Annotated in this window: 16 protein-coding genes; 7 read left to right on the top strand and 9 right to left on the bottom strand. The window is 66.4% G+C overall.

Annotated elements, in window-relative coordinates; translation table 11 throughout:
- Nucleotides 1–2 precede the first annotated feature (2 nt).
- From CH271_RS05875 to CH271_RS05860, 4 genes are all read right to left on the bottom strand, one after another.
- Nucleotides 3–1,151, bottom strand: a complete 1,149-nt coding sequence (locus tag CH271_RS05875; RefSeq protein ID WP_094632986.1) for a pyridoxal phosphate-dependent aminotransferase — start codon at nucleotides 1,149–1,151, stop codon at nucleotides 3–5.
- A 178-nt stretch (nucleotides 1,152–1,329) separates the two neighbouring features.
- Nucleotides 1,330–2,580: a phosphoribosylamine--glycine ligase gene (gene purD, locus CH271_RS05870; protein WP_094632985.1), complete on the bottom strand. Its 1,251-nt coding sequence runs from the start codon at nucleotides 2,578–2,580 to the stop codon at nucleotides 1,330–1,332.
- Nucleotides 2,581–2,658: 78 nt separating this feature from the next.
- Entirely contained in the window at nucleotides 2,659–4,710 is a 2,052-nt protein-coding gene (locus tag CH271_RS05865) for an ArnT family glycosyltransferase (protein ID WP_094632984.1), read from the bottom strand.
- The gene (locus tag CH271_RS05860) at nucleotides 4,707–5,963 is read right to left on the bottom strand and encodes a bifunctional glycosyltransferase family 2/GtrA family protein (RefSeq protein ID WP_094632983.1); all 1,257 of its coding nucleotides are present in this window, start codon (nucleotides 5,961–5,963) and stop codon (nucleotides 4,707–4,709) included. Before CH271_RS05860 ends, CH271_RS05865 begins: the two co-directional genes overlap by 4 nt.
- Nucleotides 5,964–6,077: 114 nt before the next feature.
- Here CH271_RS05860 and CH271_RS05855 point away from each other — a divergent pair, with 114 nt between their 5' ends.
- Nucleotides 6,078–6,503, top strand: a complete 426-nt coding sequence (locus CH271_RS05855; RefSeq protein WP_094632982.1) for an HIT family protein — start codon at nucleotides 6,078–6,080, stop codon at nucleotides 6,501–6,503.
- A gap of 10 nt (nucleotides 6,504–6,513) precedes the next feature.
- Here the strand turns inward: CH271_RS05855 and CH271_RS05850 are convergent, their stop codons facing one another.
- Nucleotides 6,514–7,035: a winged helix-turn-helix transcriptional regulator gene (locus CH271_RS05850; protein WP_094632981.1), complete on the bottom strand. Its 522-nt coding sequence runs from the start codon at nucleotides 7,033–7,035 to the stop codon at nucleotides 6,514–6,516.
- 74 nt (nucleotides 7,036–7,109) lie between these two features.
- Here CH271_RS05850 and CH271_RS05845 point away from each other — a divergent pair, with 74 nt between their 5' ends.
- Nucleotides 7,110–8,525: an MFS transporter gene (locus CH271_RS05845; RefSeq protein WP_094632980.1), complete on the top strand. Its 1,416-nt coding sequence runs from the start codon at nucleotides 7,110–7,112 to the stop codon at nucleotides 8,523–8,525.
- Here CH271_RS05845 and CH271_RS05840 read toward each other — a convergent pair.
- Both CH271_RS05840 and CH271_RS05835 read right to left on the bottom strand, forming a co-directional pair.
- On the bottom strand, nucleotides 8,508–9,164 hold the full coding sequence (locus CH271_RS05840; protein WP_094632979.1) for a response regulator: 657 nt from the start codon (nucleotides 9,162–9,164) through the stop codon (nucleotides 8,508–8,510). The two genes, CH271_RS05845 and CH271_RS05840, sit on opposite strands and share 18 nt — an antisense overlap.
- The gene (locus CH271_RS05835; RefSeq protein WP_094632978.1) at nucleotides 9,161–10,825 is read right to left on the bottom strand and encodes a sensor histidine kinase; all 1,665 of its coding nucleotides are present in this window, start codon (nucleotides 10,823–10,825) and stop codon (nucleotides 9,161–9,163) included. The genes CH271_RS05840 and CH271_RS05835 overlap by 4 nt, the downstream gene beginning before the upstream one ends.
- Nucleotides 10,826–10,993: 168 nt before the next feature.
- Between CH271_RS05835 and CH271_RS05830 the strand changes: the two genes are divergently transcribed.
- Genes CH271_RS05830 through CH271_RS05820 form a run of 3 tightly spaced genes read left to right on the top strand, consistent with a single transcriptional unit; the run spans nucleotide 10,994 to nucleotide 13,941 of the window.
- On the top strand, nucleotides 10,994–12,379 hold the full coding sequence (locus CH271_RS05830; protein WP_094632977.1) for a CitMHS family transporter: 1,386 nt from the start codon (nucleotides 10,994–10,996) through the stop codon (nucleotides 12,377–12,379).
- Nucleotides 12,380–12,412: 33 nt separating this feature from the next.
- Nucleotides 12,413–12,823, top strand: a complete 411-nt coding sequence (locus CH271_RS05825; protein WP_094632976.1) for a universal stress protein — start codon at nucleotides 12,413–12,415, stop codon at nucleotides 12,821–12,823.
- The gene (locus CH271_RS05820) at nucleotides 12,820–13,941 is read left to right on the top strand and encodes an AbrB family transcriptional regulator (protein ID WP_094632975.1); all 1,122 of its coding nucleotides are present in this window, start codon (nucleotides 12,820–12,822) and stop codon (nucleotides 13,939–13,941) included. Before CH271_RS05825 ends, CH271_RS05820 begins: the two co-directional genes overlap by 4 nt.
- Here CH271_RS05820 and CH271_RS05815 read toward each other — a convergent pair.
- Together CH271_RS05815 and CH271_RS05810 are read right to left on the bottom strand one after the other, a co-directional pair.
- Entirely contained in the window at nucleotides 13,921–15,303 is a 1,383-nt protein-coding gene (locus tag CH271_RS05815) for a sensor histidine kinase (RefSeq protein ID WP_094633188.1), read from the bottom strand. The two genes, CH271_RS05820 and CH271_RS05815, sit on opposite strands and share 21 nt — an antisense overlap.
- A 26-nt stretch (nucleotides 15,304–15,329) precedes the next feature.
- Nucleotides 15,330–16,037 (bottom strand): response regulator transcription factor, encoded by a 708-nt coding sequence (locus tag CH271_RS05810; RefSeq protein ID WP_037194723.1) that lies wholly within the window; start codon nucleotides 16,035–16,037, stop codon nucleotides 15,330–15,332.
- Between the two features lie 82 nt (nucleotides 16,038–16,119).
- Between CH271_RS05810 and CH271_RS05805 the strand changes: the two genes are divergently transcribed.
- Both CH271_RS05805 and CH271_RS05800 read left to right on the top strand, forming a co-directional pair.
- Nucleotides 16,120–17,124, top strand: a complete 1,005-nt coding sequence (locus tag CH271_RS05805) for a permease (RefSeq protein ID WP_094633187.1) — start codon at nucleotides 16,120–16,122, stop codon at nucleotides 17,122–17,124.
- Nucleotides 17,121–17,858, top strand: a complete 738-nt coding sequence (locus CH271_RS05800) for a TIGR03943 family putative permease subunit (RefSeq protein WP_094632974.1) — start codon at nucleotides 17,121–17,123, stop codon at nucleotides 17,856–17,858. Before CH271_RS05805 ends, CH271_RS05800 begins: the two co-directional genes overlap by 4 nt.
- Nucleotides 17,859–17,885 lie beyond the last annotated feature (27 nt).

Below are 17,885 nucleotides of genomic sequence, written 5' to 3'. Positions count from 1 at the left end.
ACTCACATGCGACGAAGTCGCTCCAACGCCTCCTCGACGTCGGCGGTCGTGCCTGCGAACGAGAATCGCACCGTGTGGTTCCCGCGGACGGTGTCGAAGTCGACCCCGGGTGCCAACGCGACACCGGTCTCGGCCAGCACTCGGGCGCACCAACCACGCGAGTCGTCGGTGAGGTGCGCGATGTCGGCGTAGACGTAGAAGGCACCATCGGCCGGAGCCAGATCGGTGATACCCAACGCGGGCAAACCGTCGAGCAGAATTCGGCGGTTGACGGCATAGCGCTCGACGTGTGAATCCAGCTCTCGGCGTGATTCTTCGGTGAACGCCGCGATGGCGGCAACCTGAGAGATCGCCGGTGGGCAGACCGTCATGTTCGACGCCAATCGTTCGACGGCCCTGCGCAATCGGGTCGGCAGCAGCATCCACCCCAGCCGCCATCCCGTCATCGAGAAGTACTTCGACACCGATCCGATGGCGACGGATTCCGTGGAGGTCTCCCAGGCGCTCGACGTGCGCGCGTCCCCGTAGGCGATGCCGTGGTAGATCTCGTCGGAGATCAACAGGGTTCCGTGCTCGTCGCACCAGCGCGCGATCGCGGCCAGTTCGTCGGGGTCGATGATCGTGCCGGTGGGGTTGGCGGGGCTGGCGATGATCAGACCCGCGGGCGGCTCGGGTAGTTCGTCGAGCATGGCGACAGTCGGTTGGAACCGCGCCTCTTCCACGCAGTCCAGTTCGACGACGCGGCAGCCCAACGCGGCCAACGTGTTTCGATACGCCGGATAGCCAGGGCTCGCCATGACGACGGTGTCGCCGGCGTCGAACGCAGCGAGGAACAGCAACGTGAACGCGCCCGACGAGCCGGTGGTGATCACCACGTCCGCGGCGTCGACGGTGATGCCGTACCGCGCGCTGTGGTACTCGGCGATCGCGCGACGCAGCGGCAGAATCCCGAGCGTCTCGGTGTACCCGAGCAGGTGCGCATCCAGGGCCTCGCGGGTAGCGCGCAAGACCGGCTCGGGTGCCCGGGTGGAGGGTTGACCTGCAGCAAGTGAGAGCACGTCGCCGTGAGTGCGCGCCCGCTCGGCCGCCGCGGCGAACACATCCATCACATGGAACGGCTCGACCTTCGATCGCTGCGATTCACTGTGCATTGTTTCGACCCTACCGACGTCGATTCGCTCGGTACCTCGAGCCGTAGCAAACGCGCGCGCATTTGCCATGTGCGCGCAAAACCGCGTCGTTTCGGAGGCGATTCTGCGCGCATCCGACGAATTCGCGCGCGTTTGCCCCCGACGACCGGCCTCGACAAACCCGGCCGACGCAGCGCACCTAAAGCGCGATTCGACCCTCCACCGCAGCCAGGCCGATGTCCGTGCGAAAGTGGCTGCCCGGCAATCGGATTCCCGCGATACGGGAGTAGGCATCGTCTCGGGCGGCGGTGAGGTCGAATCCGGTGCCGACCACGCTCAGCACGCGTCCGCCCGCGGAGACGACCGCGCCGTCCTTCACGGCGGTGCCGGCATGCAGGACGCCTGCGCCCTCGGAGCCGAGGATTTCGTCACCGGTGCGCGGTCGACCGGGATAGTTCTCGGCGGCGATGACGACGGTGACGGCAGCACCGTCCTTCCAACGCAAAGGCGGAAGTGACGCAAGCGTGCCGGTTGCGGTCGCGTTCAACACCTCACCGATGGGTGAGTCGAGCAGCGCGAGCACCGCCTGGGTCTCGGGATCGCCGAAGCGGCAGTTGAATTCGACGACCGCCGGGCCGTCGGCACCCATCGCCAAACCGGCGTACAGCAGACCGGAGAACGGCACGCCGCGCTGCACCATCTCGACTGCAACGGGCTTCACGACATCGCGGACGATCTCCTCGACGGCACCCTCGGGCAACCACGGCAGCGGGGTGTACGCACCCATGCCACCGGTGTTGGGTCCGGTGTCCCCGTCGCCGACGCGTTTGTGGTCCTGCGCGGGCAGCAGCGGCACCACGGACTCGCCGTCGACGAGGCAGAACAGGGACACCTCGGGGCCGTCGAGGAACGACTCGAGCAGAACCGGGTGGCCGTTCTCGAGGAGCTCCGCCGCGTGATCGCGAGCGACGAGGCGATCGGTGGTGACGACGACGCCCTTGCCTGCGGCCAGGCCGTCGTCCTTGACCACCCAGTTGGGGCCGAAACGGTCGAGGGCTGCGTCGAGCAGGGCGGGCGAGTCGACGATTTCACTGTGCGCGGTCCGCACACCGGCCGCGGCCATGACGTCCTTGGCGAATGCCTTGGACCCTTCGATGCGGGCGGCCTCGGCGGAGGGACCGAACACGGCGATGCCGGCCTGACGGAGGGCGTCGGCCACGCCGAGGACCAGCGGAACCTCCGGTCCGATGACGACGAGATCGGCTTCGATCTTCTTTGCCAACGCGGTCACCGCCTCACCGGAGGCGACATCGACCGCGTGCTGCTCGGCGAGCTTCGCGGTACCTGCGTTGCCGGGAGCCACGAAGAGCTTCTCGACCGACGGATCGGCCTTCAACGCAAGAAGGAGGGCGTGCTCACGAGCACCGGAACCTATGACTAGTACGCGCACAGTGCATCAGACTATCTGCTCGACGCGAAAGCGCCCCGCACCTGTCACGGCGCGGGGCTCTTTCGTGGTGGTCCGGTGTTACTGGGTGAGGTCGTAGAACGTCACGTTGTCGACCGTGGTCGCGGTGAAGTTCTCGGTGACCCAGGCGGAAATTTCCGCCGAGGTACCCGACTCCATGCCCGGCATGCCGCCGCCTCCGATGAAGTAGTGGATCTCTCCGTCGGCGACGTACTGCTGGAATTGGGCGAGGGTCGGCGAGGGGTCGGTGCCGTTGAATCCACCGATCGGCATGACGGGATCCTCGGTGGCCAGTTGGTAGCCCGCCGCGGTGTTGGCTCCGATGGCCGCTGCCACCCAGGTGTAGGAGTCGGCGTCCTGCTCGAGCATCTCGGTGATGGCCGCAGTCGGTGCACTGCCTTCGAGCAGACCACCCATACCGCCGCCCATACCCCGAGCCGTCCCGCCCATCTCGGCCCCGCCGTCGCCGCCGGCAGCCCCCGCCTGACCCGGGAAACCCGCAGGCGGTTGCATTCCGGCAGGCAACTGAACCCCGGCAGGCAGCTGTATACCGCCGGGCATTCCGCCCGGGCCGCCCCGACCTTCGCCCATACCGCCGAATCCGCGCATACCGGTGTTCGGACCGGCCGAGACGATGGCACCGGTGTGCGGAGTATCGATCGTGTCGACCGCGTAGGCCGTCGGCCCGGCGAGTCCGGCGAACATCACCGCCAGGATCGACGCCGCAGCCAGCCTGCCGCGGGTCAGCGCGGGAACGAGCAGTGCTACCGCTGCCACAGCTCCGACGACGAGAATCGCCCACTTCAGCCACGGCACGAAACTTTCACTGCGACCGAGCAACACCCACGCCGTCACGACGGTCGACGCCACCGCGACGGCCATCGCGATGCGTACCCAGTACGTGTCGCGTCGACGCCACAGCACCACACTGCCGATGCCGATCAGCGCGGCGACGGCGGGTGCGAGCGCAACGGTGTAGTACGCGTGGAAGATTCCGGCCATGAAGCTGAACGTCAGACCGGTGACGAGAAGCCAGGATCCCCAGACGATCAGCGACGCGCGTTGCCCGTCGGTTCGAGGTGACCTGCCGCGCAACACGAGTCCGACGACGAGCAGGATCAACGCAGCCGGGATCAGCCAGGCGATCTGGCCACCCTGGGAGGAGTCGAACATGCGGAAGATTCCGGTTTCTCCCCAGATCCCACCGGGCATCCCGCCCGCCATTCCGCCGGGCATGTCCGCGCCCATACCGCCGCGCCCGGGGGTGACACTTCCGGTCTCGTCGCCACTGAGGCGACCGAATCCGTTGTACCCGAGCGTGAGTTCCAGAATCGAATTGTTCTGCGAGCCACCGACCCACGGCCGGGAGGACGCCGGCCAGAATTCCACGATCAGAATCCACCATCCCGCCGAGACGAGCATCGCGCCCAGCGCGCCGAAGAGCTGCCACAGCCGGGTGAGGAACTTCGGCGGCCCGGCGATCAGGTAGGTCAGAGCCAGCGGCGGTACGACGAGCATCACCTGGAGTTGCTTGGTGAGGAAGCCGAATCCGACGAACATGCCGGTGATCAACAGCCACTTGGTCTTTCCGGTCTCGACGCCTCGCAGCAACGCCCAGACCGAGGCGATCATCAGCAGCACCAGCAACGCGTCGGGATTGTTGAACCGGAACATCAGTGCGGCAACCGGAGTCACGGCCAGTACCAGGCCGGCGAGCAGACCGGCCGATCCGCCGAAGCGCCGCTTGACGGTCGCTCGCAGCAGTGCCACGGAGGCGACACCGAGGAGCGCCTGCGGCACCAGCATCGCCCAGGTGTTGAGTCCGAAGATGCGCACCGACAACGACATCAACCACAGCGACATCGGGGGCTTGTCGACGGTGATCGAATTGGCCGCGTCGGAGGAGCCGAAGAAGAAGGCCTTCCACGACACCGAACCCGCCTGTATCGCAGCGGAATAGAAGGAGTTGGCCCAGCCCGACGCGCCGAGTCCCCAGATGTAGGCAACGCCGGTTCCGAAGAGCAGAGCCACCAGCCCGATCAGTTCCCAACGTGGGGACGTCACCGGTGTGGAATCGGCAGCCGCGGAGGGCCGCTCGATCGTCGTCGTCACAGGCTCTTCTCCGAAATCGCGGACTCCGAGCCTGCGTCGGAGGAGCTACGGAAGACCCACCGCAGGGCGACGAATCGGCACACGGTGGCAACGAGATTGGCGACGATGAGGACGGCGAGTTCGACGTGCCGGGACACATCGGGTGCCCACGAGTGCAGTACCGCGAGCGATCCACTGGTGACGAGCAGGGCGAAGCCGAAGATGGCCAGTCCCTGCAGTTGGTGCTTGCCTGCGCCGTCCGATCCTCGGACGCCGAAGGTGAAGGCGCGGTTGGCCGCGGTGTTGAGCACCGCGGTGATCAGCAGTCCGAAGAAGTTCGCGGCCTGCGCGCCGATCAACGAGTGCAGCACGAGATACAGCAGCGCGTAGGCGATGGTGCTGGCGATGCCGATGATGCCGAATCGCACCATCTGGCTGATCATTCCGTGCGGTACTCCGGGCACGAGCGGCTCCCGTCCCAGGCTTCGACGCAGTTCGGCGACGGGCAACACTCCGGTGGCCAGGGCGCGGCCGACGCGCCAGCATCCCTGCAGGTCCTTGACGGCGGTATCGACGATGTTGACGCTGCTGTTCGGATCGTCGACCCAGTCCACCGGGACCTCGTGGATACGCAGGCCGACTTTCTCGGCGATGACGAGCAGTTCGGTGTCGAAGAACCATCCGGTGTCTTCGACGAGCGGCAGCAGTTGCCGGGCCACATCGGTTCGCATGGCCTTGAAGCCACACTGCGCATCGGAGAATCGTGCTCGCAGCGAGGTCCGCAGAATGAGATTGTAACTGCGCGAGATGAATTCACGCTTCGCACCGCGGACCACCCGGGACGATCGGTTGAGCCGAGATCCGATGGCGAGGTCCGAGTGACCGGACATCAGCGGCGCGATCAAGGGCATCAGAGCGTTGAGGTCGGTGGAGAGGTCGACGTCCATGTAGGCCACGACATCGGCGTCCGATGCCAGCCAGACGGCCTTGAGTGCTCGTCCGCGACCCTTCTCGTCCAGGTGATGGACCTGAACTCCCTCGATCTCGTCGGCGAGCCGATGTGCCACCGCGAGGGTGCTGTCGGTACTGGCGTTGTCGGCGATGGTGATTCGCGACCGGAACGGGATCCGCTCTTCCAGATGCTCGTGCAGACGACGAATGCACTGTTCGAGATCCGCCTCTTCGTTGTATACCGGAATGACCACCTCGAGAGTGGCCGTGGCGTTCGAGCCGGGCCGCTGGCCTGCTGCTCGTGCGAGGGAATTCGTTGTCATGACGACAACGATCGGGCCCGGACCTTGAATCGCCCTGCGACCGACCTGGCAATTACCTGGGAGCCACGACCACTGGTACGGCCCCGGTCGAGTCGGGTAGGGCATCCTGTTCCCATGGCTTCCATTTTCAGCAAGATCATCGCCGGTGAGATTCCCGGACGTTTCGTCTGGCAGGACGACGACGTGGTTGCGTTTCTGACGATCGCGCCGGTCACGCAGGGGCACACGCTGGTGGTTCCGCGTGAGGCGATCGACCAGTGGCAGGACGTCGACGGTGCCGCGTTCGCCAAGATCACCGCCGTCGCGCAGATCATCGGCCAGGCCGTCCGGACCGCGTTCGACGCACCGCGCGCCGGTCTGCTGATCGCCGGGCTGGAGGTTCCGCACCTGCACCTGCACGTGTTCCCGGCGTACGACATGGGGAACTTCGACATTTCGGGTGCCGATCCGAATCCGTCGGCGGAGTCGCAGGACGAGGCCGCGGCCAAGCTCCGAGCAGCGTTACGCCACCTCGGGCACGAGGCTCACGTCCCGAACTGAACCATCTCGCTCACCGCAGCGGCACCAACAGCCGTCGACGCGTCCTGAGCTGCATGGACACGTCGTCCGATCGGGTGTCGGGATCGTAACCAGGGCCGATGTCGGTGTCGATGTCGTGCGGTCCCGGCGCGAGTCCGCATTCGGGGCACATCCCCAGTAGTCCGAGGTCGGTACCGCAGGGCGCGTGGATGAATCGTCGACGCTTCCCTGCGGGTTTCGCGGTCTGTTCCTCACCCCAGTAGCTCAGGGCGAAGACGGCGGGCCAGAGTCCTTCGAGGGCGGCGGTCGGAACGTAGTTCTCGCGTCCGCCCTCCGATACACGAAGTCGTTCGAGCAACCCGGCGTCGACCAATGCGCCGAGTCGCTGAGCGAGGACGGCCTTGGAGATGTCGAGGTGGACCTGGAAATCACCGAAGCGTCGAACGCCGAAGAAGCAGTCGCGAACGATGAGCATGGTCCATCGCTCGCCGACGAGTTCGAGGGCACGGGCCAGGGAGCAGTCCTGGCGGGCGTAGTCGATTCCGAGTGCCATGCCGCGATAGTACAGTCTGTTGACCGAACCAAGTCGGGCGTTTACAGTTCGATCACCAGACCACAAGGACAACGATGACCGATACTGCCCCCTCGCCCGCCGGCACTGCGAACAGCACCCGTGCACTCACCATCGCAGCGCTCGGCACCCTGCTGACTCTGATGGCGTTCACCGCACCGCTCGCGACCATCAACAGCACCGCGGCAGACCTGATGTCCGACGCCGCAGGACGCACCTGGATTCTCAGCTCCATGAGCATCGGCCTCGCCGCGGCCCTGCTCACCACCGGCACCGTCGCCGACGACTTCGGCCGTCGACGCACGTTCGCAGTCGGTGCAGCCGTCCTCGCCGTCGGCGCGATCGCTTGCGCAGTCTCGCCGAACACGCTGATCTTCGTCGTGGCGCGCATCGTGCAGGGCCTCGGCGGCGCGGCCGTCATCGCGTCGAGTCTCGGCATCATCGCCCACACCCACCCGGCCGGTCCGGTGCGCGCGAAGGCCAGCGGCGTGTGGGGCGCGAGCGTGGGTGCCGGAATCGCTCTCGGGCCCTTGCTCGCCGCAGTATTGGATCGCTGGGCAAGTTGGCGTGAGGCCTACGTGGTGCTCACGATCGCCACGCTCGCGCTGGCCGTCGCCGCACACCTGCTCGTCGAAGAATCCAGGTCCGACGCCCCGCGTGGCCTCGATCCGATCGGCGCGCTGCTGTTGGCGACGGGCATCGCCGCGTTGCTGGCCGCGCTGGTCGAGGGCAGGCAGGGCTGGACAGCCGTCACTCCGATCGTTCTGTTCGTCCTCGCGGCCCTGTTGCTGGCCGCTTTTGTGGTCCTCGAATTACGCAGCGCAACAGCGATGCTGGATCTCGCCCTCTTCCGACACCCCCCGTTTCTGGCCGCCACGGTCGCCGCGCTGGCCACCGGCGGCGGAATCATCGCTCTGATGTCGTACATGCCCGGATTTCTCGGAACCGTACTGGGAATCGATGCGCTCGGTGCCGCTCTGCTGCTGTTCGGCTGGTCTGCCACGTCCGTCGTCACCGCTCTGCTTGCCCGCAGGCTGCCGGCGTCGCTGAGCGGTCGAGCGCAACTCGCCGTCGGTCTGGTGGGCGTCGCGATCGGCATGGTGATGCTCACGGGGTTGTCCGAGACCGCATCCTGGCCGCGACTGTTGCCGGGACTGCTGGTGGCAGGCGTTGCCAGTGGGGTACTCAACGCCGCTCTCGGACGCGAGGCCGTGGCCAGTGTTCCCGCCGGGCGCGGCGGCATGGGCAGCGGGGCGAACAACACTGCGCGCTACGTCGGATCCGCCATCGGGGTCACCGTCGTTGCGGTGGTTGCCGTTCCGGCCGGGAGTGGAGCCCGCGGAATGACCCAATCGATGAGCGACCACAGCGCGACTGCTCTGACCCAAGGCTGGAACACGGCCGCTCTGGTCACTGCTTCGATCTCGGTTCTCGGGGCCGTGGTCGTGGCGGCCTCACGCTCCCGGCGGTAGCGAGTACTCCTGCTCCGGCCTCCCGGTCGATCCGTAGCGCAGCTGCATGCGCAGTCGCCCCTTGGACACCAGGGTTGCCAGATAGCGCTGGGCCGTCGCGCGTGAAATGCCGATGGCCGCAGCAACTTCACCCGCGGACATCGGCTCGGCCGTCGTGCGCACCGCGTCGAGCACCAGATCACGGGTGACGGACTGCGAGGACGGCAGCGGTGCCGCAGCGCGCGGACGGAGCGCATCGAGTCCGCTGTCGATGTCGGCCTGGCTCAGCTCGTCCGAACGGTCGAGTGCGCCGCGGTACGTCAGGTATCCGGTGAGGCGATCGACCAATGCCGAGCGCGGAAACGGTTTGATCAGATACGTCCAGGCACCCGCGGTCATCGCCGAGCGAACCGTCTGCTGATCCGCCGCAGCAGAGAGCACCACTGCGTCGCACTCGAGTTCGCGCACCAGGTCGATTCCCGATCCGTCGGGCAGATAGACATCGACCAGCGCCAGATCGAACGACTGCGTCGATGCCAGCTCCCGAGCCTGGGCGATACTCGTCGCCACCGCGGCCACCTCGTAGTTGTCGAGCGAATTCACCAGTGCGGCATGCAGATCCGCGACCCGGAAATCGTCGTCCACGACCAGTACTCTCATTGCGACACCTCGTCAGTCAGTAGTGCATCCGGGATCGACGCGATGAACACTGCGCCTCCTCGTTCGTTCTCCTCGGTGATCTGCCCACCGACATCGGCCAGCGTCACGTCGCCACCGCGGGTGCGCGCGATCTGCCGGCTCAGCGCCAGTCCCACTCCCCGACCGCCGGGCGAGTCGGCCGTCGACTTGGTCGAGACTCCCTCCACGAACACCTGATCGAGCTCCAGATTCACCCCGTCGCCGGAATCGACGACCACGATGTGCAGGGTCGAACCGTCCTGCACCAGTTCCACTTCCACCTCGGCCGGCCGCCTGACTCCCAGCCTGGCAGCGTCGATCGCGTTGTCGACGAGATTGCCCAGCACAGTCGTCACGTCGACCGGAACGGCCACCTCTCTCCCGACCCAGGTGTTCTCGCCCAACACCATTCGGACTCCGCTCTCGCGGGCGTGCGCGGCTTTGGCCGTCAGGAACGACCGCAGATAGGCGTCGGCCACGGCATCGATACCCTCGACGGTTTCCGATCTCGGCCCCACCCCGAGAATCTCGTCGATGTATTGCGACGCACGGTCCGGGTGACCTTCGTGCAGCAGTCCGCTGACCAGGTGCATCCGGTTCGCGAACTCGTGGCGTTGGGCCCGCAGCACCGCCGACATGGACTGCACCGCGTCGAGCTGACGCGTCAGTGTCTCCACGTCGGTCCGGTCACGCACGGTCAGCACCGTGCCCAGATTGCGATTGTCACGCAGCACTTTTCGGGCGGAGGCGATGACGACCACCTCGTCCACGGCGGCGAGTACCGGCTCGGACGTCGGGGATTCGATGACTTCGAGCAGCCTCGGGGTCAGGCCGATGTCCTCGATGCGCATCCCCGGCTTACCATCGATCGAGAGCAGGGTGCGCGCCTCGTCGTTGACGACCGTGACGACTCCGTCGGGGTCGATGGCGACCACACCCTCGCCGATGCCGTGCAGCACCGCTTCCTGTTCACGGACCAGTTCGGCGAGCTCCTCCGGCTCGAGCCCCAGCGTCAGCCGCTTCCACCTGCGCGCAAGCAGAGTCGAGCCGATCAGCCCGAGCAGCAGCACGGCACCGGTCACCAACGCGCCGTTGATCAGATCCTTCACCAGCTCGGTGCGCACGGCCGTGGTCGAGATACCGACACTCACTTCGCCGATCACCAGGTCGGTCGAACCGAGCGCCAGCACAGGCACTTTCGCGCGTACGGAGTCGCCCAGGGTGCCGCGCTCCTGTTCGACCACCTCGTTGCCGGCCAACGCCCCCGACGGATCGGTGCTCACCCGCTGACCGAGCACCGTCGGATCGGGGTGCGCCAACCGCAGACCCCGATCATCGGTGATGACGACGAACAGCGCGTCGGTGCGATTTCGGGCTCCCTCGGCCGCACGCTGCAATGCCCCGCCGGCCAACACTCCCGCGGGCGCGGCATCGGTGCCCGCGGTGTCGACCGCCGAGAACTGCTCGACGAGCGAGCGCACCTCCGGGTCCGACGCCACCGTCCGGGCGACCGCGAGCGCACGTTCGCCGTACTCCTCGCTCGCCTGCCTGCCACTGCTGATCGCGAACACCCCGAACGCCACTGCCAGGGCCACCGCCACCAGCGCTGCCTGCAACAACAGCACCTGGGTCCTCAATCGCACCCACCCAGGCTATGCGTCGGGCGGGCTCGAGCACAATGCGCAAAAGGCTCTTTACGTTGCTTGCGCGGGTAGTGCGCACAACAGCGACCCTGTGATGCCGGTTACGTAACTTCAGTCACACACGCAGTCCAACCGGACCCACCTCACACATTCGAGAAGGAGTGCACGATGTTGGTGATACTCGGCTTCCTCATGGTAGCCGCCTTCATGTTCTTGATCTTGACCAAGAGAGCCACGCCCGTCGTCGCACTCACCCTCGTACCCGTCATCTTCGGCCTGCTGGCAGGCGCTGGGCTCGGCATCGGTGACATGATCACCGACGGCATCAAGTCCCTGGCCCCCACCGCGGCGCTGCTGTTCTTCGCCATCATCTTCTTCGGAATCATGATCGACGTCGGACTGTTCGACCCACTGGTGCGCGGCATTCTGCGCCTGGTACGCAACGACCCGATGAAACTCGTTGTCGGAACTGCCATTCTGGCCATGGTCGTCTCGCTGGACGGCGACGGCTCCACGACGTTCATCATCGTGACGTCCGCCCTGCTGCCGCTCTATCTCAAACTCGGTGTCAGCCCGGTGATCCTGACGGTCGTTGCCGGTCTCGCCAACGGCACGATGAACATCATTCCGTGGGGCGGCCCGACGGTTCGCGCTGCTTCCGCTCTCGGCATCTCCCCCTCCGACGTCTTCGTTCCCATGGTCCCCTCGATGATCGTCGGCCTGATCATCGTGCTCCTGTTCGCCGTTCACCTGGGCATCATGGAGCGCCGTCGTATCGGCAAGCTGATCTACGAACCCGAACTGGTGGCCTCCGGTGGCGGCGGCAGTATCCGTAAGGGCGGCAAGGGCGGCAATGGCTCCGGCACCGGCGGATCGAACGACTCCGGCGAATCGGGTCAGTTCTTCGACGGCCTCGACCCCAATCGCGACACCCTGCGTCCGAAGTTGCTGTGGTTCAACGCTGCTCTGACGGTCATCCTGCTCGTCATCCTCGTCATGGACATCCTGCCCATCCCGGTGCTGTTCATGATCGCCGCCTCCATCGCGCTGACGGTCAACTTCCCCAAGGTCAAGGAGCAGGGCGACGCGATCGCCCGGCACTCGTCCTCCATCGTCTCGGTGGTCGCCATGGTGCTCGCCGCGGCAATTCTGACGGGCGTGTTCCAGGGCACCGGCATGGTCGAGGCCATGGCCGAGTGGCTGCTCAACGTCATCCCGTCCGGCATGGGCCCGTACCTGGCCGTCATCACCGGCATCCTGAGCATTCCGCTGACGTTCTTCATGACCAACGACGCCTTCTACTTCGGCATCCTCCCGGTGTTGACCGAGACGGCGAGCAAGTACGGCATCGACCCGGTCGAGATGGCCCGTGCATCGATCACCGGTCAGCCCGTCCACCTGCAGAGCCCGCTGGTTCCGGCCATCCTGCTGCTCGTCACCCTCGCCGGAGTGTCGCTGGCCGATCACCACAAGAAGGTCCTGTGGCGAGCGGTGGTCGTCTCCCTCGCGATGCTGGCCGTCGGCATCGTCCTCGGCCAGATCCCGTTCGGCTGATCCCCCACCCCACCTCGCGTAGGAGAAATCGTCATGACTGTCGGCGTACTGCACAACAATTCACCCGAGGGCCGCGCAGCACTGGCGGCCGCCGTTCGAGAAGCACGCATTCGTGAGACGGACCTCGTCGTCCTGCACGCGCTGTCGGGATCGGCCGAACCGTCCGCCGAGGCGGCCGAGACGCAGGCAGTATCCACGTCGGTGGAGACCGCTCTGGCCGACATCGACCATGCCGACACCGTCAGCTGGACCGTGGCGGTGGGCAGGCCCGATCCCGATGCCGTCAACACCCTGCTGACACTGGTCGAGGAGCAGAAGTCCGAGATCCTGGTCGTCGGGTCGCGCCACCGTTCGGCCGTCGGCAAGTTCCTGATGGGACAGACGATTCAGCGTCTGCTGCTCGAGATCCCGGTCCCGGTTCTGCTCGTCAAGTCCGGGGCGTGAGCGTCTCCGACCGAGCTACGACAGTGTTGCGGCACAGCCTCCGATGGATCGGCCTCGCGGCCGTATCTGTCGGGGGCTGGGCCCTTTTCGCGTCGCTGGGACTCACGGCACCGTCACTGTTCGCGGCTCTCGTCGTCGCCGTGATCTTCGCGCTCACCGGCCTCGGACCCGCGGCCGTCCCCCGTCCGTTGTCGATGGCTGCGCAGGGGACCCTGGCGGTGACGATCGGTCTGATGCTCGACACCGAAACACTCGGTGCGTTGGGCGAGAACTGGATTCCCGCCGTTCTCGTCGGCGCGGGGACGCTGGTCGTCAGCGCCGGCTGTGGTGCTCTGCTGGCTCTTCATCGCGATGTCGACCCGGTCACCGGAGCCTTGTCCCTGATCGCCGGTGGCGCAACGGGTCTGGTCTCCATCGCCCGTGAACTCGGCGGCGACGAGCGGATCGTCGCAGTGGTCCAATACCTGCGTGTCGCACTCGTGGTGGTCACGATGCCCCTGATCGTCACGTTCGCCTTCCACACCGACACCGGCGGTGCGACCGACTCGACGGAGCAATCGACGACGCCGTGGTATCTCGGTACGGCATTTCTGCTCGGAGCCGTTGTCGTCGGAATCGTGCTCGCGCGTCTGATCAGACTCCCGGCACCGGCGACACTCGGACCGCTGATCGTGGCGGGCGCATGCGAACTGCTCGGGTGGCCCGTGGACATCTCGGTGCCCACGGTCCTGCTGCCGGTGGCGTTCATCGTCATCGGATGGCAAGCGGGACTTGCCTTCACGACCGCGAGCCTGCGCGCGATCGGTCGCATCTTTCCGTGGGCGGCGCTGTTGGTTCTCTCGATCGGCCTGGTGTGCGCGCTGTTCGGTTGGGCGCTCTCCGCCATCACCGGCGTGAGCATGCTGACCGGTTACCTGGCCACAACACCCGGCGGGCTGGCCGCCGTGCTCGCGGTGTCTGCGACAACCGGATCGGACGTCACCTTCGTGGCCTGCGTTCAGGTGATTCGGCTCGTGTCGATGCTCGTCGCCGCTCCACTCGCGGCAGCCGCGTACACGAAGCTGGCCGAACGCAAGAAGGCCAGGACGACCAGTGAATCAACCGTCGGAGCGGGGTAATTCGACCCGGAAGGTCGCGCCCTGCCCGGGGACGCTCTGCACGCGTACGGTGCCGCGGTGAGCAGCGACCAGCGCCGCGACGATCGACAGGCCGAGTCCGCTGCCGCCGCTCTCTCTGGTCCGCGAGGAATCGGCTCGATAGAAGCGCTCGAAGACGTGCGCAGCCTCCTCCTCTCGCAGACCCGGTCCGGTGTCCTGCACCTCGAGCAGCACCGAAGACTGGGTGGTCCCGACACACACGGTGATCGACGCGGATTCGGGCGTGTGCCGAACTGCGTTTCCGACGAGGTTCGCGAGTACCTGCCGCAGCCGGGCATCGTCACCGTCGACCTCGGGAATCCCCGGTCCCGCCAACACTTTCAACGAGATGTCTCGCTGGGGTGAGACCGCCTTCGCGTCGTGCACGGCATCGGCGGCGATGGTGAGCAGATCGACTCGGCGGACCTCGAGGGGTCGTTGGGCGTCGAGGCGCGCGAGCATCAGCAGGTCTTCGACGAGCAGTCCCATGCGCGCCGACTCGCCCTCGATTCGGTTCATCAGCAAGGCGATGTCGCTCATCGCACCTTGTCGGTACAGCTCGGCGAACCCGCGGATGGTCGTCAGCGGCGTCCGTAGTTCGTGACTGGCGTCGGCGACGAAGCGGCGCATCCGATCCTCGGACGCACGTGCCGCCTCCTCCGAGGCCGCGGTTGCGGCGAAGGCCCGCTGGATCTGCGAGAGCATGCCGTTCAGGGCCGCCGACAGTCGGCCCACCTCGGTCTTCTCACTCCATTCGGGCACTCGGCGATGCAGATCCCCGGCAGCGATGGCCGCAGCAGTCGTCTCCACCTCCCGCAACGGTCGCAGACTGCGCCGCACCACGAAGTAGGCGATCACGGCCAGGGCGAGCAAGACCGCCGCGCCGATGTAGAACTGAAGTACCACGAGCCTGCTGACGGTCTGCTGGTTGGCGTTGAGCGACATTCCCACGGTGGTGGAGCCCTCGTTGTTGGTCACCGTGATCACCCGCCACTCCTTCGCCGGGTCACCCTCGGAACCGACGGTCGTCGGGACTGCCGACGGAGTACCCGACAGATCCGGAACATCCTCGGCCACATCGTTGATCGGGCCGCGGACGGTACCGTCGTTGGCCACCGAGCGAACGAAGAAGTTGGACGGCGGACGACCGGGGTTCGGCTCGTCCACGGGTGGGAGCGGGCGGGCGTCGGGTTGCGCCCAACCACGGGACGCCTCGATCAGTTGACTGTCCAGGCGACGCATCAGTGACGTCTCGAGCGACGACGTCACCGCCACTCCCGACGCCAACAGACCCAGCCCGACCAGGAGCAGCAACGCTGCCACCAAGGTGAAACGCAGCGGCAGACTTCGAATCCGACCTCGAATGGCCGTCACCGCGGCTGGCGCATCACGTAGCCGACTCCCCGCAGCGTGTGGATCAACCGGGTGTCACCCGTGTCGACCTTGCGACGCAGATACGACACGTACGACTCCACCACTCCCACTTCACCGCCGAAGTCGTAGTGCCACACGTGATCGAGAATGCGCGGCTTGCTCAGCACGGTGCCCGCATTGACCATGAAGTACCGCAGCAACGTGAATTCGGTGGGCGAGAGCGAGACCGGCTCGCCCGCCTTCCACACCTCGTGAGTGTCGTCGTCGAGTTCGATGTCCGCGAACGCAACTCGTGACGGCTGCATGTCCTCGCTCTTGCCCGATCGACGCAGGATGACCCGGAGCCGGGCCACCACCTCTTCGAGCGAGAACGGCTTGGTGACGTAGTCGTCCGCACCGAGGGTCAGTCCGGTCACCTTGTCCTCCACCGAGTCTCGCGCGGTCAGGAACAGGGCGGGCGCATCGATTCCGTCCGCCCGCAGCCGGCGAAGCAGACCGAAGCCGTCCATGCCGGGCATCATCACGTCGAGGATGAGAGCCTCGGGCCTGAAGTTGCGCGCCTTGTCGAGTGCCTCGGGACCGGACGACGCCGTCGCCACCTCGAATCCCTGGTACCTCAGGCTGACCGACAACAGCTCGACGATGGTCGGTTCGTCGTCGACGATCAGGACTCGGGCCTCGGGTGTCTCGCTCACGGTGTCCATCATCGCGCGAAAGGCTGCTCGATCGCTGCACTCTCGCTGTGAGGTTGCTGTGAGCCACCGATGAGGGGGCATGATGGCAGAGATGCTCGACGCGAAGACGGACGGCCGAATCAGGACTCGGCCTCCGGTGTCATCCATGCACGTATTCGCAACTCTGCTCGTGTTGGGCATCGTCTTCGGCGCCGACGTCGCCCGGTGGGTCGACTCGTCCCCCGCCCTGCAGACCGGAGCGACGGTGTTCACCGGGATCTTCGTGCAGGCCACACCGTTCCTGGTGCTCGGTGTACTCGTCAGCGGAAGTATCGCCGCGTTCGTCTCGCCCGGTGTGCTGCGGAAGTTGGTGCCGAAGAACGCCACCGCTGCTGTCGGAGTGAGCGGTCTCGCGGGAATGGCGTTGCCCGGTTGTGAGTGCGGTGCCGTTCCCGTCTCGCGGCGGCTGATGGATCAGGGTGTTCCGACGTCGGCAGCTCTGGCGTTTCTGTTGTCTGCACCGGCGATCAACCCCGTCGTCCTGGTGTCCACCGCTGTGGCCTTTCCCGGTGAACCGGCGATGGTTCTCGCACGGTTCATCGGCTCGCTCGCCACCGCCCTGGTGATGGGCTGGCTGTGGACCAGGTTCGGCAAGGCCGAGTGGATCACCGCTCGACTCGTCGATCGCGGACACGACCATGGTCACTCGAAGTGGGTGACGTTCCGCGAATCGGCGCGTGCGGACCTGCTCCAGGCCGGTGCCTTCCTCGTGTTCGGTGCCGCGGCCGCCGCGCTGCTGCACCTGGTGGTTCCCGACTGGGTGTTCGCCCATCTCGCCGGGCAGTTGCTGCTGTCGATCCTGGTGATGGCCGTCCTCGCGGTGATCCTGGCACTGTGCTCGGAGGCCGACGCATTCGTCGCGGCGAGCATGTCGATGCTGCCGCTGCTGCCGCGGTTGGTCTTCCTGGTGGTCGGACCTGCCGTCGACGTGAAGCTGATGGCGATGCAGGCGGGCAGTTTCGGACGCGGGTTCGTCGCACGCTTCGCCCCGCTGACCTTCGTCGTCGCGATCGTGTGCGCCTCGGTGAGCGGCTACGTGTTCCTGGGTGCGCGATGAAGCGCGAGGTGCAGAATCTGCTGCTACTCCTCCTCGGCGGAGCCATGGTCAAGATCTCGTGGGACGGCAGCTTTGTGCGATACGTCAAACCGTCGCTGCATCCCTATCTACTGACCGCCGGGGTGCTGATCGTCGCCCTGGCGATCGCGTCGATCGTTGCCGACATCCGCCGCGGTGGGCCCGGCGACGACGGTCATGATCACGATTCGCGTCCGTACTGGCTGCTCTTGGTCCCGCTCGCGGTCATCCTGTTCGTCGCACCGCCCGCGCTTGGGGTCTCGGCAGTGGGCGATCGTTCCGTCACGTCGGCGGCCGATCGTCAGAGGACAGCGTTTCCACCCCTGCCGGACGAGCGCGCGCCCGAGGTTCCACTGCTCGATGTCGTACAACGCGCGGTCAGGGACACCGAAGGCAGCCTCGACGGGCGGGAGATTCGCGTCACCGGATTCGCGGTCGCCACCGCGAACGGAGGCTCGCCGCGGGCCGACGGCACGAGAGACGGCCTCGACCTCGCCCGCATTCTGATCATCTGTTGCGCGGCCGACGCCAGGTCCGTCCGAATCCATCTCGACGCAGGTAGCGCAGTTCTCGACGACATTCCGGACGGCACGTGGCTGCAGATCTCGGGAACCGTCGATGCTGCCACGGCGACCGAGGACACCGCATTCACACCCACGATGACCGTGTCGACGGTCGAGCGAATCGAGGCACCGGCGAACACGTACGCCTACTGACAAACCCGAAACCCGTGGCCACCACCG

It is taken from the genome of Rhodococcus sp. 05-340-2 (genome assembly GCF_002258915.1).
GTDB lineage: Bacteria > Actinomycetota > Actinomycetes > Mycobacteriales > Mycobacteriaceae > Rhodococcoides.
Note: the sequence above shows the minus strand (reverse complement) of the source record. Positions and strands in the feature narration are given on the sequence as shown.

Excerpts from the sequence above, each read along its gene's own strand:
- CH271_RS05840 (WP_094632979.1), bottom strand. The coding sequence starts at position 9,164 with ATGAGAGTACTGGTCGTGGACGACGATTTCCGGGTCGCGGATCTGCAT.
- CH271_RS05810 (WP_037194723.1), bottom strand. The coding sequence starts at position 16,037 with ATGGACACCGTGAGCGAGACACCCGAGGCCCGAGTCCTGATCGTCGAC.
- CH271_RS05850 (WP_094632981.1), bottom strand. The coding sequence starts at position 7,035 with ATGGCACTCGGAATCGACTACGCCCGCCAGGACTGCTCCCTGGCCCGT.
- CH271_RS05830 (WP_094632977.1), top strand. The coding sequence starts at position 10,994 with ATGTTGGTGATACTCGGCTTCCTCATGGTAGCCGCCTTCATGTTCTTG.
- CH271_RS05825 (WP_094632976.1), top strand. The coding sequence starts at position 12,413 with ATGACTGTCGGCGTACTGCACAACAATTCACCCGAGGGCCGCGCAGCA.
- CH271_RS05800 (WP_094632974.1), top strand. The coding sequence starts at position 17,121 with ATGAAGCGCGAGGTGCAGAATCTGCTGCTACTCCTCCTCGGCGGAGCC.
- CH271_RS05875 (WP_094632986.1), bottom strand. The coding sequence starts at position 1,151 with ATGCACAGTGAATCGCAGCGATCGAAGGTCGAGCCGTTCCATGTGATG.
- CH271_RS05860 (WP_094632983.1), bottom strand. The coding sequence starts at position 5,963 with ATGACAACGAATTCCCTCGCACGAGCAGCAGGCCAGCGGCCCGGCTCG.
- CH271_RS05805 (WP_094633187.1), top strand. The coding sequence starts at position 16,120 with ATGCTCGACGCGAAGACGGACGGCCGAATCAGGACTCGGCCTCCGGTG.
- CH271_RS05855 (WP_094632982.1), top strand. The coding sequence starts at position 6,078 with ATGGCTTCCATTTTCAGCAAGATCATCGCCGGTGAGATTCCCGGACGT.
- CH271_RS05845 (WP_094632980.1), top strand. The coding sequence starts at position 7,110 with ATGACCGATACTGCCCCCTCGCCCGCCGGCACTGCGAACAGCACCCGT.